8 protein-coding genes are annotated in these 16095 nt (G+C 46.6%); 3 read left to right on the top strand and 5 right to left on the bottom strand.

Annotated elements, in window-relative coordinates; genetic code table 11:
• Window positions 1–132: 132 nt before the first annotated feature.
• Entirely contained in the window at window positions 133–7800 is a 7668-nt protein-coding gene (locus tag F0364_RS00215) for a S8 family serine peptidase (protein WP_153795746.1), read from the bottom strand.
• Window positions 7801–8164: 364 nt separating this feature from the next.
• The gene (locus F0364_RS00210; protein WP_153795745.1) at window positions 8165–9220 is read right to left on the bottom strand and encodes a PorV/PorQ family protein; all 1056 of its coding nucleotides are present in this window, start codon (window positions 9218–9220) and stop codon (window positions 8165–8167) included.
• 457 nt (window positions 9221–9677) lie between these two features.
• Here F0364_RS00210 and pnuC point away from each other — a divergent pair, with 457 nt between their 5' ends.
• The 3 genes from pnuC (at window position 9678) to F0364_RS00195 (ending at window position 12083) form a co-directional block, all read left to right on the top strand.
• Window positions 9678–10304, top strand: a complete 627-nt coding sequence (gene pnuC, locus F0364_RS00205; RefSeq protein WP_153795744.1) for a nicotinamide riboside transporter PnuC — start codon at window positions 9678–9680, stop codon at window positions 10302–10304.
• Window positions 10305–10343: 39 nt separating this feature from the next.
• Window positions 10344–11447, top strand: coding sequence for an acyl-CoA dehydrogenase family protein (locus F0364_RS00200; protein WP_153795743.1), 1104 nt, complete (start codon window positions 10344–10346; stop codon window positions 11445–11447).
• A gap of 366 nt (window positions 11448–11813) precedes the next feature.
• Window positions 11814–12083, top strand: coding sequence for a hypothetical protein (locus tag F0364_RS00195; protein ID WP_153795742.1), 270 nt, complete (start codon window positions 11814–11816; stop codon window positions 12081–12083).
• Here F0364_RS00195 and F0364_RS00190 read toward each other — a convergent pair.
• The 3 genes from F0364_RS00190 to F0364_RS00180 form a co-directional block, all read right to left on the bottom strand.
• Window positions 12080–13051: an alpha/beta fold hydrolase gene (locus tag F0364_RS00190; protein WP_153795741.1), complete on the bottom strand. Its 972-nt coding sequence runs from the start codon at window positions 13049–13051 to the stop codon at window positions 12080–12082. The two genes, F0364_RS00195 and F0364_RS00190, sit on opposite strands and share 4 nt — an antisense overlap.
• A 169-nt stretch (window positions 13052–13220) precedes the next feature.
• Window positions 13221–13643: a TerB family tellurite resistance protein gene (locus tag F0364_RS00185; protein WP_153795740.1), complete on the bottom strand. Its 423-nt coding sequence runs from the start codon at window positions 13641–13643 to the stop codon at window positions 13221–13223.
• A gap of 60 nt (window positions 13644–13703) precedes the next feature.
• Window positions 13704–15761 carry a sensor histidine kinase gene (locus F0364_RS00180; RefSeq protein WP_207632441.1) on the bottom strand — a complete coding sequence of 686 codons (2058 nt, stop codon included), beginning with the start codon at window positions 15759–15761 and terminating at the stop codon, window positions 13704–13706.
• Window positions 15762–16095: the final 334 nt, after the last annotated feature.

Here is a 16095-nt window from a genome sequence, read left to right as displayed (position 1 = left end):
TGCCGGGCCCATAAAATTGCCTGCAAATATTACGTGCCAATACCGCACAACGTATACTTTGTAATACCGGCTTTGTAAAAAAGGCAGCCCCGGAAAAAACGGGGCCGCCAGTATTGGATTTAACCTGAATGACTACAATTTAGCTATTTGAACAATGCCTGTTTTTCCATCTATCGTAAACCGCAGCAGGTAGTTACCGGCAGCCAGGCCGGAGAGGTTGGCCTGTATGCTTTGGTTGCCCGCCTGTTTGTTTCCATCAAACAACACGGCCTGCAGTTTACCATTCATGCCCAGCAGGTCTATACGCACTTTTTTATCTGTACCCAACTGGAAGCGTATATTGGCAATGCTGCGCACAGGGTTGGGCGCTACGGTAATATGGTAATCGTTAACAATATTGCCCTTATTGTTCAGCACGGTAAGCATAAAGCTTCCCGTTACCGTACCGCCATTGCCGTCGCTGGCTGTTACATGCACGATGGTGTTGCCGGCAGTAATGCCTGTTAAGGCAATATCGCTGCCATTGAAGGATGCAGTAGCCAGTGCCGCGCTGTCAACCGTAGCGGTATAAGTAAGGGCATCGCCATCCGCATCGCTGAACCATGCGCTTACATCGAACCTGCGTGGCGGTGCGCCTGCTTCCACTACCAGGTTAGGTATAGCCGAAGCTTCGGGAACGGTGTTGCGTTTAACAACCAACACCAGCGTATCAGAAGCCGCTGCTGCAAATGGATCGGTGGCCGTAAAGCGTAACTGTACTGTGCCGCTGTCTTTAGGGATTATACTCAGCAAGCCGCCGCTTACAAACACATCGGCCAGGCTGGTGGTATCTCCGTTAAAGCTGTAGGTTAAGGTATCGCCATCTTCATCGCTGAACACGGTGTTTAGGTCTTTCTGCCATGCGGCACTGCCAACATACAGCGTAAGCGTATCGGTATGGCCGGTTACTTTTGGCGCACGGTTTATGTTAAGCACATTAACCAGCAGGGTATCTTTACGTTTGTTGTTGTAATTGTCGCTCAGCTCTATTTCAAACCAATGCCAGCCTGAATCTGCATAACCCGGCGTATAAACAAAACGGCTTACGGAATCTTTTTCTATGGCCACGTTTTCCGTATCGGTAGCGGTGATGGTTATTTCACCATTCTCATCATCTTTCGCAGGAATAGCATAACGCAACGTATCGCCTTCATTTACTGTTAATGTATCGTGGCGTGTAAGGTATGGCGCCTGGTCAATACGCACATTCACCCGCACTTTTGCTTCCGGCGTATTGATGTCGTTGGAGCGAATGATGATGTCTGCTGATTCTGCCGGTGGCGGTACCAGCGGGCCTGTTACAGTAACCGTAAGCTCTTGAGACTTACCTTTTTGCACTGTACCGGGTGCAGACGGCTCAACCATTAACCAGCCTTTGTTGGCGCTGCTGTCGTCTTGCGCATAAGCGTTAACTACGTAGCGCCATGGGTAAAAATCTTCACTGAAAGCGGTTTCAAAGGGAAACTTGTAATAGAAAGAGCCTTGCAATACCTGGTCATTAGGCACGAATTGTACCGCCTGCGGAAACTGCATGCCGTTGGCATACTCCCACTCTACCCAAAAATCTTCATTGGGGTACAGGAGCAGGGCACTGTCCAGCTTAACGGTAATATAAGTTCCGCTTGTATCCGCTGGCAGTTGTACGGTTTGCTCACGCACCACAGTTGACGAATTAATATTGCTGCCCAGCCTGATGCGCAGGGTAGCGCTACCATTATTTAGAGACGATGTGCGGTACCCGTTACCGATATGCGACAGGTTGAAAGATCTGCCCCCCGTGTTAAACCTGGTAACGGTAGTAATGGGATTATTGTCATCTGAAGAACCCATATACTCTATAAAGTTGTTGCCGGGCACAGGCATGATGATGGAATCGGCGAAATTGCCATCCTGTGTTCCAAACAGGCTTATGGGTGCGTGGCCTCCAGCGCCGTATGTACCTATATGTTGCCCTTGTTTTGGCTGTGTTTTGTTAATGATAACCGGCTTACCCAAACTGTTGTAGGTAATGCCCGGCCTGCGGTACATAAACCCAAGTGAATAATTTAAGTCACTTTCGCCTTCATTGTTTATTTGCAGGTAACGCACAGCGGTATCGCCCTGCTGCATAACAATGTTAATGGCGGCACTGTCGGTAGTAATTACCGGGGGTAAAGCCACTGCCGCGGTTACGGGTATGTCAAATGTTTCCATTCCCGGCTGGTCGGTAGTTACCGTAAGTTTTTCGTTAAAGCTTGTAAGGGTGGCATCCGGCGTAAAGAACACATTTGTCTTATAGGTTTCGCCGGGGGCCAGCACAACGGGGAATGATACATCCCAGTTAAAGGCCAGTTTATCGGAACTGAAGGTGGCGCTGTTAAGGGTAACCGTTTTGTAACCTTTATTGCTGATGGTAAATGGTTTACTGTATTGCTTAGCCATTCCGTTTCCATCTACAGCGGCAATCACATTACCATAAGCAATGGTGTCAACGGGGTCTGTATCATAACTACCGGTTACCGTAAGCTCCAAGGGTATATCAACAGATTGCTGCAATGGGTCGTTCGTGGCAATCCTCAGCCAGTCTTTGTACACGCCGTCCGTCATGCTGGTAGTAGTCCACGTAACAGGCAATTCAATTGACTCGCCTGCCTTTACCGTATAAGCCAAAGAAGGTACAAATTCTATGGCGCCCTTGTCTTTCCAGAAAGCGGTTTGGTTAAAGGCCATAATACCATCCGTGCCATCCTGGTTTTCTATACCCACGGTAAAATTATGCGTATAGTTAGCGGTTGTTTCCCCCTCTTTATACTGAGTTTTTATGCGGCCGTCTTTGTATATAATCACTTCGTAGGTTACAGTTCCGCTGGCGAAGAAATTAAAATAAATCACCTTATAGAACTCAATCACCAGCCTGTTGGTATCGGCATGATAATATATCTCTCCATCGTACTTACGCGTATCGAAATTAAATGAACGGTACATGGGTACATTGGCTGTAGCAATAAACCCATTGGGCGCTGTAGGCGCAGGCAGGCCGCCTTTTATTTTCTCCAGTGCATTGCCAGGGTTTTCCAGGTAAACATCTCCCCAGTAATTCAGGAATACAGACTGGTAATTTTTACCGTAGAAGGGCAGTGAAAATGGTAGCTTAATTTCCTGGTATGGCGGGGCCTGCTGGTCAACAATGGTAGGTGTACCCAGCCCATCCGCCAGTTCTATCCAGTTATAAGCGGCGGTAGCGCTGTCCATTGATTTGTGCACAGTGTAAGTATGCGCATTCGCCAAGCCGTTACCAACACCTTTGCCATCCTGCGGCAACTGTAGCCATTGCGGGTGTTGCAGCATCACTTTAAGATCGCTGGCGCCGTTGTTAGTAATTTTTACTTTGCCATCAGCCGTTTCGTTTATGTTCAGCGTTTTACTTTGGCCGCCTTCCAAACTGTACTGTATGCCAGGCGCTGCTATGCCTTTGCCGTTTACGTAAAATGTAAAGTTTGTTTGAGAGGGGTTATCTGTAACAACGGTAACTGTTCCGGCATAATCATTTACTGCTGTAGGCTTAAAGGTTACAGGTATGCGCAACTCAGAAAAGGCAGGTACGTTTACCGGCTGGATGTTTGTACTGAATGCGGTATTATCAAAAGTTACACTTACCAGCTTAACAGGCTTGCTGCCTGTATTAAGGAATATGGCATCCTGCGCAGCAGATCCGCCATTGTACACATCTCCAAAGTGCAGGCTATCTGTTTTCTGCAATACACCCTGAACACCGGTTACAGTTAGTATTACAGGTATATCCAGCGATTCATTAACAGGGTCGTTGGTGGTTAATGCCAGGGTATTGGTGTACACACTGTCAACCAAACCTTTGGCCGAAGCTGTTACTTCCACAGATACACTATCACCGGGTGCTACAGCGCCGTTAAGCGGTTTAACAGAACTGATGAAATCAGGTGTAACAGGCACAAACCAGATGGAACTGTTGTCTGTTGGGTTCCAAGGTGTGGGGCTGAGGAAATAAGACACATTAAAGCCTTTTGTTTCCGTCTTGTTTTCTATGCCAATCATGGCAGAATAAGCCCAGGATGCGGTTGAAATATCTTTGTAGTTAACCGCTACCTTGCCATCAGAATAAAGTATAACCTGGTAGGTAGCCTTACCCAGGCTGAAGCTGCCACCACCCCAAAAGCCGCCTTCAAATTTTTCCACATCGTTGTACTGCACTATAAATTTGCCCGGTTCGTATTTAACAAAAACCTTCATGCCGGTATTAAGTACGGGGTCGCTTTCCTGGCTCCACAACGGCGCAATACAACCGTTAATGCCATCTCCTTCCTGCGGCAGGTCTGTACCAAATACATTCATAGCGCCAGGATAATTAAACGAAAGCATACCCATACCCGTAACGTACAGTTGGGAAATGGTATCCCCATACACCGGCATGGCAAAGCCCAGGTTAAACAGTTTGGCTGTTCTGGCATCGGCGCTTAGCTGGGCTGTAATATCCATGCCGCTCAGGCTTATATCGTTCCAGTTATATACAGGGCCGCCTGGTTCTTTATCATCAATCCATACATAAGAACCATACGCTTCTTTGCCTTGCGAGAGTAAGCCGGCCGCTTTAGCTTTTTTAATAGCTGCCACTTCGGGGAAAGAATAGTTAAGGGGGTATTTGCCATTCTTGTTAGAGATGATGAAGCTGTTTTTCCCGGTGGAATCAGCTTTAGCCACTATCTGAACCGGCACGCCGGATAAGGATAATGCCGGAGGCTCTACTCCATTACCGGTGGCAGACAAATTGATGCTGCCGCCATTGCTTCCAATGGTTATCACCGCCTGCTGCGGGCCGGCCGCTTCCGGTTTAAAACTTATTGTAAGCGATGCAGAATCGCCGGGGTACAACGTATCGGGCAACGCCACTTTTGTAAACAGGTTATTGGAAGAACTGAAAGTAAGATTGTACAATTTGGAAAGCCCGGCATTGTACAGCTTTACAGTTTTTTCCGCCGTTTTGCCCAGGAACACATTGCCACAATCAAACAACCCGTTGTTGGTAGCCAGCGTTGCTTTCTGGCCGCTTACATTTACAATAAGCGGTACGCTTGCCATAGGATTATTGAGGTCGTTGGAATTAAACTGCAACCTGAAATGGTAGGTACCATTCCGTACAGTGGCCGCATTGGCATTAACCTTAACATTAGCGGATGCATTGCCGGCAACAGAACCAGTGTTGGGCTGCATGGTTACAAAACCGCCGAAATAACCATCATTGCTAAGGGCATAAGTATAAAACTTTACAGGCTGGAATACACTTGAAATAGTGGCCCAGGTTTTACCATTGTTGCTGCTGAAAAGGAAGTTGCCGGCAAGAGAATCTGCCGCGCCGCTTTCGTAACCTTGCGCATGCCCGTACTCGCCATCGTATTCGTACACAATCCAGAACCACTCGCCTGGCTGAAACAGGAACATACCATCCAGTTTGCTGATATGCAGGCCACCCCATTGCGGCGCACCGGTAATTTGTTGTTTTATCAGCAGCGTTCCTTTGGATGGGTCTTCACCACCTTTGTACACGTATGCCCATATAGGCTTTTCTACTCCCTGTGTTTGTATGCCATTACCTATGTGGGTAAGGTTAAAGGGTTTCCCTTTTACATAAAAACGCGTTGCAGCAGAAAACGGCGTTGCTTCATCATCACCTACATAACCGCCTACCCACGAATATTGTGTATAAAGCAGCGTATCATTAAATCCATCCTGTCTCGCCCATTCAGATGACACAGGAACCGCTGAAGACGCCCAGTCGAGCGTACCCTTGCCATTGTTGCCAAACTGCAGCGATGCTGACTGCTGTGGGCTGGTTTCCACGTTTATATTCATCGTAATAGTACCAGAAGGCAGGCTGATAATGGCACCCTGCATGGTGGTTACCTTAACAACTGTTGATAATGAAGCTTCGTTGCCCCAAAGATCCTTGGCCGCAACGGCTATATAGTAATCTGTTGACGGCACCAGCCCTGACAGGTTAAAGTTTTCTTTTGTGCCTGCCGCCAACGCTTTAGGGATAATAATTTTTTTAATGGTATCTTTTTGCGTACTGTCAAAACTATGCGTGGCATAATACACGGTATAGTTTTGCGCATTGGTATTATCGGGGTCTGATGGGGCTGTCCAGGTTAGGTCTATACTGTTCTGGGTATTGCTTATGCCTGCAAGGTCTAAAATTTTTGCCGGTGGCAATGCCTGGTCTGGCTCCACGGCCCTGCCGGCGTTTAACCTGCCTATGCCCATCAAACCATTATAAGCCGGATTTAGTGCAATAAATTTATCAACTGTGGCAAACAACCTGTTCTTAAGGTCTTCATTGCTGAAACCCTGCTTACCGAACTTAGACACAATCAACGCCGCTACACCTGAAACATGCGGGCAGGCCATGGATGTACCAGACAGGTAGCCGTATTTATTACCCACCACGGTGCTGGCAATCTGCTGGTTATTTGGCACATTCAGCTCGCCGCCAGGGGCAGATATATCTACCCAGCTTCCGTAGTTGGAAAAGGAAGATTTATTATCAAACACTGTGGTAGCGCTTACAGCTACTGTTGCAGGATAATAACCAGGATAAGATTCATCATTTATATTGTCGTTACCGCTGGCAAAAAACACTACCCCACCATTCATGGGGCCTGTTTGAATGCCGTTTTCATCGCGGCCTGCTTCTTTTGTAAAATAATCTACCGCATCCAGCACCACCTGTGCGTAAACACCGGGGGAAGTATAGCCCCATGAATTTTGAGAAATCACTGCTCCATTATTGGCGCCGTAAACAATAGCTGCCGCGGAGGCAGCGCCATCAGGTGAGTTGGCGCCAAATATCTGGCTGCTCATAAGCCTGGCGCCATCACCAATACCTGTACCCCCGGCAACACCCGCCACGCCAATTCCATTGTTGTTAACCGCGGCCACTGTGCCGGCAACGTGCGTGCCGTGATCGCCTGGTGCAATGGCGGCTGTTTTATCTGCAAAGTTGTACCCGTAAATATCATCAACATAGCCATTATTATCATCATCAACACCATCCTGGCCATTAAGTTCAGCCTCGTTTTTCCACATGTTGGCGGCAAGGTCTTCGTGGGCATAATCCACACCACCGTCAACAATATCAACAATTACATTGGGCGTACCACCGGTAATTTTCCAGGCATTGGGCAGGTTAATATCGGCGCCCTTATACCCACCTGTCTGACCGGTATTTTCATAGTGCCACTGAAGGGAATAGAAAGGATCGTTAACAGAAGCCGCACCCATTGGTTTTATAACCGGCGCGCCCAGGGGCTTTACAGTAGTTGGGTTTATAGAGGCAATTCTGTACACCGGTTCAGCATACTCCAGTTCGCCCAGGTTTTTAAATGATGCCAGCGCCGCTTTAACCGATGCCGACTTATCTACCTCCAGCACATACCATTTATCAAGACCGTATTTACGCTGTTTGGCTTCCATTTTACCGGCATTGGGAAAAACCCTTTTAAGCCCGGAAGCTTTTAACTTGCCGGCAGCAGCATCAAACGCAGCAAGGCCGGTGTTTAGACGGCCTGGTTGCACGTTGGTTAACCGGGCGCTGTTTTGCTGAATTCTTGCAACAGCCGCAGGCTTAAACTTTACCAGTATTTTGCCCGGCGCCATATCTTTTTCGCTCTGCGCCAATGCCAGCGTTTGCAGCATGGCAAACACAGCTACAAAACATAAACGCAACAAATGGAGGGTATTAAATTTTCTCATAGTTATACTTTACAAAAACACCTGGAATAATATTTTTATGGGCCCGGCAGAACGAACTACTATGAGGCGTCCCTTGCGTCGCACTCTTGTACCACAGCAATTCTACTGAGCCGGGTTTTGCCCCTGACTTATCTTATTAACCTTATTGTAGCATTCACCTCATTTCGCTTTGTCACGCCCAAATAGCCGGACAATTCTGCCAAACCTGGTACGGCCCCTGTGGTTGGTATCACTTCGCACTGTCGGGTGAGGGATTGAAGCGGTTACCCCGCTGAAGCCTTTGCAGCGGGACCCTGTGGCGGAGTATGAGCGGAAAGCCCGACCCCTTGCGCAGCTTGGGGGCACCCCCTGAAAACTCTTCACCCTACTTGAGTATAAAACCCAGCCCCAGCTTGAATGTGTTGTTAACCATTGCACCGGCCCCTTTGCCCGATGGCAGCAGGTACGCCATATCGAAACGGCACACTTTATACTTTAACCCAATACCTGTAGTTATAAACTGCAGGCCGCCGGTTGTTTTGCTTTCATGACTGTAACCTGCCCTTACGGAGAACATGCTGTTATAAGTGTACTCTCCGCCAAAGTTGTACTGCAGTGTATTGCCAAAGCTGTTTTTTCCGTTTGCCGGCGCTACCAAAAGCTTGTTGAACTCGGTGGAAAAAATAAGTTCATGGTCGTCTTCTATTTTTTGTTTGAAAGCGACACCCAGCGCCAGGTTGGTGGGTAACTGGTAACTGTTGAAGGCCGCGCCATATTTTACTTTTGAGCCTATATTGGTTAAGGCCATGCCCAGGTGCCAACTTTGGCCTTTGACATTGGCTTTTGACTGGTAGTAAAGCCCCAGGTCTGCACCCACGGCAGAACCATTCCTGTAGCCGTCGTAACTGCCGCTGATAATGCGTGAATTGATGTAGCGGAAAGAAGCGCCAATATGCAGTTCGTCTGTTATTTTACGGGCATAGGAAAGGTCAAGCGCCATGTCGTAAGGAGATGACTCGCCAAGGCTTTGGCCGTAATCATCCGTCATTTGCAGGCGGCCCTGTTTAAAGTAACGTACCCCTGCCGTAAACACATCTTCATCGCTGAATTTGTAATAACCGGAAACGCTGTATAGTGCAATATTTTTAGCCAGGTTGGTCATCCACGGTGTGTAAGCCACATTAATAGCGCTTTTACTTTGCACCTGCACCATGCGTGCAGGGTTGGCATAATGGGTAACATTATCGCCTGGCAGCGCCACACCAGTCTCGCCAATGCCGGCAGAGCGTATATCCTGGTTCATGCGTAAAAAAGGAACCGCCACGGGGCTGGCCTGGTAAAGGCCATTGATGGATAAAGAATCGCTATGGTCTTGCGCCATAACGGGTGTTACGGCCACAACGGCAGCCATAGCTGTAAGCAGTTGTACAATTTTCTTCATGCAGCGGGGTTTTACAATGCAACAATTACCAAATATATCCGCAGGACGAAACGGTTATTCAACCGTTGTACCAACAAGGGTAAATGATTGACGAAATGCCGTGGCGGGAGGATGAACATACATTAAAAAATACTTTATGTTACTATAACCCTTATTGGCAAACTACAATAGCGCCGGCCAGGAACACTTGCAAAATGGCCACTAAAATTTACCTGTTTTTATTTTTACCTACATTTGCCCCACATACTCACAGGGGTGCCTTGCAAAACCGGCTAATACATATAAGCCGGCAATGCGTAAAAACAGGCTGAGATTATACCCATTGAAAGAAAATATGCCCAACATGTTTTCTTTCAAGCACCTGATCCGGGTAATGCCGGCGTAGGGAACAATATTACCATCTGTTGCCACATGGCGCCATTCTGTTGAGTAATTGTTTATTTATTATCTATTGGTTATGAATGCAGAACAATGGCTGGCTTTGCTGGGGCAACAATTGAAAGAAACACCTTTTATACAATGGCTGGCGCTGGCATTGGGTGTAAGCGAGGTATTGCTGGCAAAAGCCAATAAAATATGGCTGTACCCCACGGGCATAGCCGCCACCACCCTATCCATCTGGATATTATACGAAGCCGGCCTTTTTGCCGAATGCCTTTTAAACGGGTATTATATTGTTATGAGCATTTACGGCTGGTGGTACTGGATTAAAAAGAAAAACCAGCCGCCGGTAAAAGCCTCTTACAGTACACGCGGGGAATGGAAAATAACCCTGTTGATAGCGCTGGGCGGCTTTGCGTTGCTTTCTTTTTTGCTAAGGTTCACCCCTTCCACCGTTCCATTCTGGGATGCCTGGGTAAGTTCTACCGCATGGGCAGGCATGTGGCTGCTATCCCGCCGTAAAATAGAAAACTGGATACTGCTGAATATTTCCAATGCTTTTGCCGTGCCACTGCTTTTTCACAAACAGTTACCCCTATATGCAGCATTAACCATTTTTCTTTTTATAGTAGCGGTGCAGGGCTACATAAAATGGGCAAAAATAATACGGCGGGATGCAACACCACATTACTCAGCCAGCTAATAGGCCTAGCCGGCAACCATAAAACAAATTACAGATGCCATGACAACAGCAGCACACCCATACAGCTTTATTGAAGCAGAACAAGCACTTGTTATACAGCAATTTTCCGCCAAGGCCGAAAAACTTGGCCAACTGCACCCTAAACAACTGGAGGCCATATATTGCAAAAACTGGTTTAACCTGTACGTGTCGGCAGCCTATGGTGGATTGGAGCTTAGCCTGCCTGAAGGTTTACATATTGAAGAAGGGCTTGCCTATGCCGATGGCAGTACCGGCTGGACGGCTACACTTTGCAGCGGCGCCAACTGGTTTGCAGGTTTTTTACAACCCTCTGCGGCCACTGAAATTTTTGCGGACAAACAGGTTTGCCTTGCAGGCAGCGGCAAACCATCTGGCATTGCAAAAATGAATAATGGTGGTTATGAGGTAACCGGTTACTGGCACTACGCCACGGGCGCCCCACACGCCACCGTTTTTACAGCCAATTGCCTGGTTGAACAGGATGGGCTGTTGCTAAGGGATGAGCATAGCCAGCCGCTGGTGCGCTCTTTCTGGTTTTGGAAAAAAGAAGTGGTAATACACCCAGACTGGAATTGCAACGGCCTTATTGCTACGGCCAGCCATAGTTTTGAAGTGAAGCAGTTGCAAATACCAAACGACAGGAGTTTTACCATAAGCCCGGAACATGCCCAAGCAGGACAGCCTATATACCGGTACCCGTTTTTGCAGTTTGCCGAAGCTACGCTGGCAGTAAACAGTTCCGGCATGGCTATGCGTTTTCTTGATGCATGCCTGCCTGTTTTCAAAGAAAAATACAGCGGCAAGCATGAGTATTTGCTGCAGGATATTAATACCCTGCATAAAGAAGCCACTCAGCAATTGCAGCAAGCAAGGCAGCAGTTTTATACAGCTATTGAAGCATCCTGGACCGCTGTTGCCAATGAAGAGGCTTTACCAGCCACCCTGCTGGACAGCGTTAGCAAAACCAGCCGTGCCATGGCAGCCGTGGCCAGAACAGTTACAGATGAGCTGTACCCTTACGGCGGTATTACCGCCGCCACCGTTTCCACAGAAATAAACAGGGTGTGGCGTAACCTGCATACCGCCACACAACATAGCCTGTTGCTGCTGCCGCAAGCATAAGATTTGTGCAGGCAATACCCGCCGGGCAGAATAACTTCACCAAAGTTGCTGCTGCCCATATATTGATATCCCGCGGCTTTTGTTTAATACTTATCTTGTATCAATACAATTAACCGTTACAGTATGATTACGAAGGCAGATATAGAAAAATAATTTCTTGCTGAAAAGCAGGCCGGGCTGCTGTTTATATGCATTGGCATTATTGGTATAGCCGTTGCTTTAGCAGGGTTTTTTATTATTAAAACCAATACATGGAAAGGCATTGCCTTACCTTTTGTCATACTCGGTGTTATACAGGTTACCATTGGCTTTACCGTTTACAGCCGCAGTGATGAACAGCGGAAAACAAATGTATATGCCCTTGACATGAACCCGGATAAGTTAACCAATACAGAATTGCCAAGAATGCAAAAAGTAAACAGGAATTTTACCATAGTACTGGCAGGCGAATTGCTGCTGCTGGCAATAGCGGCATGGCTAATGATAACTTACCGCAACAATGCTGAAAAACAAATATGGTTTGGAGTAGGTATAGGCTTGTTTATTCAATGCCTTGTTAGCCTTGGCGCCGATTTTATGGCAGAGCGGCGGGCCAAAACTTATACAACCGCACTCAACACTTTGCGGCATGCTTAATGCACAGCCGCATTGCTTACCTGCATTACACCACCCTGCAATGGCGGGGCAACGTTTATATTTTTCTTAAGCTTCCCGGCAATATTAAGCCTTGACAGGTCCAGCATTTTAAGAATGGATTGTTTTATGCGGTCTTTTTCCAGGTAAGCAATCACATGGCCTCTGCCCTTCAACATCTGTATATCCAGGTACGGTGCGTTGGTTAAGTGCGTTTTTGCAAACTGCGCATTACTGGTATAAACAAGCTCATCTTTTTCTCCCTGCAGGTATATAACCGGTATGTTTATTTTGTTCCAGTAAGGCAGCATTTTTGCCAGTTCTTCTTTATGGTGCACTTTTTCAGTATTGGCAGACTGAAGCATACGTGGTATGAACCAGTTTAAGGCGGGCGACTCAATCATGTGCGTAAACCAAAAAGTTTTTTCTTCGCCCGGGGCAAGTGCAGGAGCAATTAATACAAGGCCATCTGCCAGCTCTGGATGATCCATTACAAGCCTGCAAGCAACAGATGTACCATACGAAGCGCCGACAATAATTACAGGATGGCGGACTTTGTTGAGGCTGTCCAGCACAGGTACAATCATTTGCACCTGTTTTTCTATGGAAGGTTCCGGGTGGCCAAGATCAGAATAGCCGTATCCCGGCCTGTCAACAGCAAACATGGCCGCCCTGGCAAGCAGCAGGCTGTCGCTCATATATTCTTTGTAATAGCTAAAAGAACTGGGCGCACCATGAATAAAAAACAAAGTGGCCGAAGTGTCTTTACCAATAGAGGCATACCTAATGTTGCGTTGGTGGGTATTATAATACCCTATGTGAGGTTGCAACCCCTTTTCCGCAAAATATTCCAGGTATTCTTTATCGCTCATCCTAAACTGCACAAACCTGTCAAGCACCATTAGAGCAACAATAAAAAGCACCATGCAAATAACAATCAAACGCAGCAAGAACCTGCCAATTCTCTTCATACGTCAAACTTAACTTTTTAGTATAACAAGGAAAAGAGCGCTAAGTTGATTTTGTGTTAAGAAAAATGAGACTGCAAAGAATATTTTTATGGGCCCGGCGGCAGGAACACGTATGAGGCCTCCGTTGCGTCGCACTCTTCAGGGCTTTGTTCATTCATCAACACGTTGGCTAAAAAAACTGCTGTGTTTCCACTACTTTGCGCTGTATCATCAGCTTGCTGATAAAACCAAGCTGCTCGCCGGTAACAGACAATAAACCCGCCAGGTTTGCAAGCAGTGCTTCTTCCCTTGCATCCAGCAGGTCATCGCTCAGCATTAACTCTGCACAGTAAGATAGAAGAGCCGCCTCGTTTGTAGGATTGATGCAGGATAACAGGTGAGAAAGATAGGCCTGCTCATCCGTTATGCTTTCCCTGTAGCCTCGAAAGCTAACCATCTCATCCTTAAAATTCAGTGTTTTCTGCATGCCCAGCAAAGTAAACTTGGCAGAAACGTTATCCAGCTCTTCATCTTTTACCTGCCCATCTTTAAAGCAGCAATAAAGGAACAAATGGCAAACAGCAACATCTGGTGTTGTAATGGTATTGTACATAGGTAAATTTTAGTGCTTTAAAACAAGTATAATGCCAGTCGGTTGTGGCACATTGCATCTTCAGGCTGCCTGTGTTATATTGATGGGGATGCTAATGGTAATGCTTGTGCCTTCGTTCAACCTGCTGGAAATAGAGATATTGCCCTGCATTATCTTCAACATGTCCTTGATGATGAGAAACCCAAATCCCTGCCCTTTAAGCTCGTGTGTTTCCGATACCACATTCCTGTTGGATTGCAGTAAATCCTGTATCATGCTTTCCGGTATCCCTATGCCTTCATCCGTAACGGTAAGGGCCACCACTTTTTCCGTTACCTCGGCCCTTACCTGTATTAACCCCCGCTCAGAATACTTGATGGAATTGGTAACAAGTTGCACCAGCAGGGTTTGCAGCAGTTCCTGGTATTGAACAAGTACTGTATTCTCCGGCACTTTATTTACCAATGGAAGTTTTTTTGTTTCGGCCATGGGCGCCGCATTGGCCAATACAGATTTTACAAGGTCCTTAAGCTCGAATGCCGCCGCTATAAACTGCATGTTTTTATCATGATGCTTTATCCATTTAAGCATATTACTGGCCATGCTGTGCAGGTTACCGGAAGAATCCATAATCAATTGCAGGGTTTCATCAACTTCGGCCCGGCTCATTTGTTGCTGCCTTTTAAACAAAGTACCGGCCACACGGTTTAAAAATTTAAGCGGTGTTATAATATCGTGGCCTATAATTGATATAAGCCTGTTTTTAAGCTGGTAATCCTGCTCAAGCTTACCCTGGTAATCTTCCAACTGTTCAATTTGTTGCTGAAGTTCTTCATTCTTTTCCTTTACTATTTCAGCATGTTTGGCGTTCTCCGCAGCCAGCAGCCTGTTCTTTTTGTTCCTGTAATAAAAAACCATGCTTATTGAAAAGAGCAATACAAATATGCAAACAGCGGCATACACAGTAGTGCCCAGCTTCTGCTTTTGCCTGGTTACCGCAAGCTGGGTTTGTAATAGCTGGCTGTTTATCTTTTCTGAATTATACTTTTTCTCTGCTTCGTACACCACGCCACGGTTATCAAGAATTTTTCTTTCATTAGTATAAGCTATCAGTTTTTCAAGGTACAGGGTGGCATTGGCGTAATCCTTTTTCTTTTTATAATAACTGTACATTTCGTTTAAGTACAATTCAAAAAAAGTATTGTTGGCCAAAGGCTTCAATTCGTTCAGCTCCTGCTTTATCAATTGCAGGGCTTTGTTTTCGTTGCCGGTCTTAAACAATACCAGGGCAGTCATGGCGGTACGCTCATCCTTTATATAACCGGCGTATATATCGTTGCTTAACGCCTTGGGGCTGTTGGAAAGGTCAATATGTTTTTTAGCAGCGGCATAGTCCTGCCTGGCATAAGCAATTTTAGAGCTTAACAGGTTATATGTACTGTAAAACACAATAGTATCCCGTGGGCGCTGTGCCCTGTAGCCTTCTTCCAGCGTGTTCGCCGCACTGTCAAGCAACGCCTTGTTACCGGTAACATAAAACTCATTTATATAACTGGCTGTGGCATTGCAATTAAAGCTATACACGTTGCGCAACCACAGGGAATCTACCAGGTGGGCTTTGAGCGCTTGCGATTTTTTTGTGTATTCAATACAAAGGGCGTAGTTATTAAGGTTCATGTACATTTCGCCCATTACACCCAGCAGCCGGCTTTTGTTAATCACCTGCCCGGGGTATTTCTCAATATAATCCAGCCCTTGCTGATAGGTTGTGATAGCATCCTCGAATTTTTCCTTATAGGAATACGCTGTTCCTTTTGCCACAAGCGCTTCTGCATAATGCAACCTTTTAAGTGCTGTATCTTTTTCAAGCTGCGCTATCAGCTTATCTGTGTATAACAGTATGGAATCAGAATCAACAATGGTTTGGTAATAGTATTTTACAATAGCGCGGTACAGATTTACTTTTTCAGCCGTCTCATTGCTGGCTACCGCGTATTTTTTAGCCAGGTAGGTAAGAGAATCTAAAAGCGCTTGATTGTACTTGTTGGTGTATTGGGTATTGAATATTATTTTACAAATTTCAGCCGGCGTAACAGCATCACCCCGGGGGTGCAAAGAATCTGGCAATATACTGAACACAGTATTTGCTTTTTGCGCATGTAAGCACAAAGAAATACAGGTAATACAGAATAATTGCAGAAGGGCTGCCGGTTTCATTAGAGTCTCTGATTTACTTGGGGGCTGTACAAATTTAAGTAAAACCTGCAAGCTTTGAAGCAGGCCGGCATTAGTGAATTGTAAAGTTACCACCGCTAACTGCATGCAAATTTGGCAACCCGTTACGCCGTCGGGTGAGGGATTGAAGCGGCTACCCCGCTGAAGCCTTCGCGGCCCGGGCCTGTGGCGGAGTAATAGCGGAAAGCCCGACCCCTTGCGATAGCTTGGGGGCACCCCCTAAAACAAGTACGAAGGG

The organism is Foetidibacter luteolus (assembly GCF_009650435.1).
Classification (GTDB): domain Bacteria; phylum Bacteroidota; class Bacteroidia; order Chitinophagales; family Chitinophagaceae; genus Foetidibacter; species Foetidibacter luteolus.
The sequence above is the reverse complement of the archived record's forward strand: the minus strand, read 5'-3'. Positions and strand labels throughout refer to the sequence as shown.

Bases quoted from the DNA above. Each gene is read 5' to 3' on its own strand.
- F0364_RS00215 (WP_153795746.1), bottom strand. From the start codon at position 7,800: ATGAGAAAATTTAATACCCTCCATTTGTTGCGTTTATGTTTTGTAGCT.
- F0364_RS00210 (WP_153795745.1), bottom strand. From the start codon at position 9,220: ATGAAGAAAATTGTACAACTGCTTACAGCTATGGCTGCCGTTGTGGCC.
- pnuC (WP_153795744.1), top strand. From the start codon at position 9,678: ATGAATGCAGAACAATGGCTGGCTTTGCTGGGGCAACAATTGAAAGAA.
- F0364_RS00200 (WP_153795743.1), top strand. From the start codon at position 10,344: ATGACAACAGCAGCACACCCATACAGCTTTATTGAAGCAGAACAAGCA.
- F0364_RS00195 (WP_153795742.1), top strand. From the start codon at position 11,814: ATGAACCCGGATAAGTTAACCAATACAGAATTGCCAAGAATGCAAAAA.
- F0364_RS00190 (WP_153795741.1), bottom strand. From the start codon at position 13,051: ATGAAGAGAATTGGCAGGTTCTTGCTGCGTTTGATTGTTATTTGCATG.
- F0364_RS00185 (WP_153795740.1), bottom strand. From the start codon at position 13,643: ATGTACAATACCATTACAACACCAGATGTTGCTGTTTGCCATTTGTTC.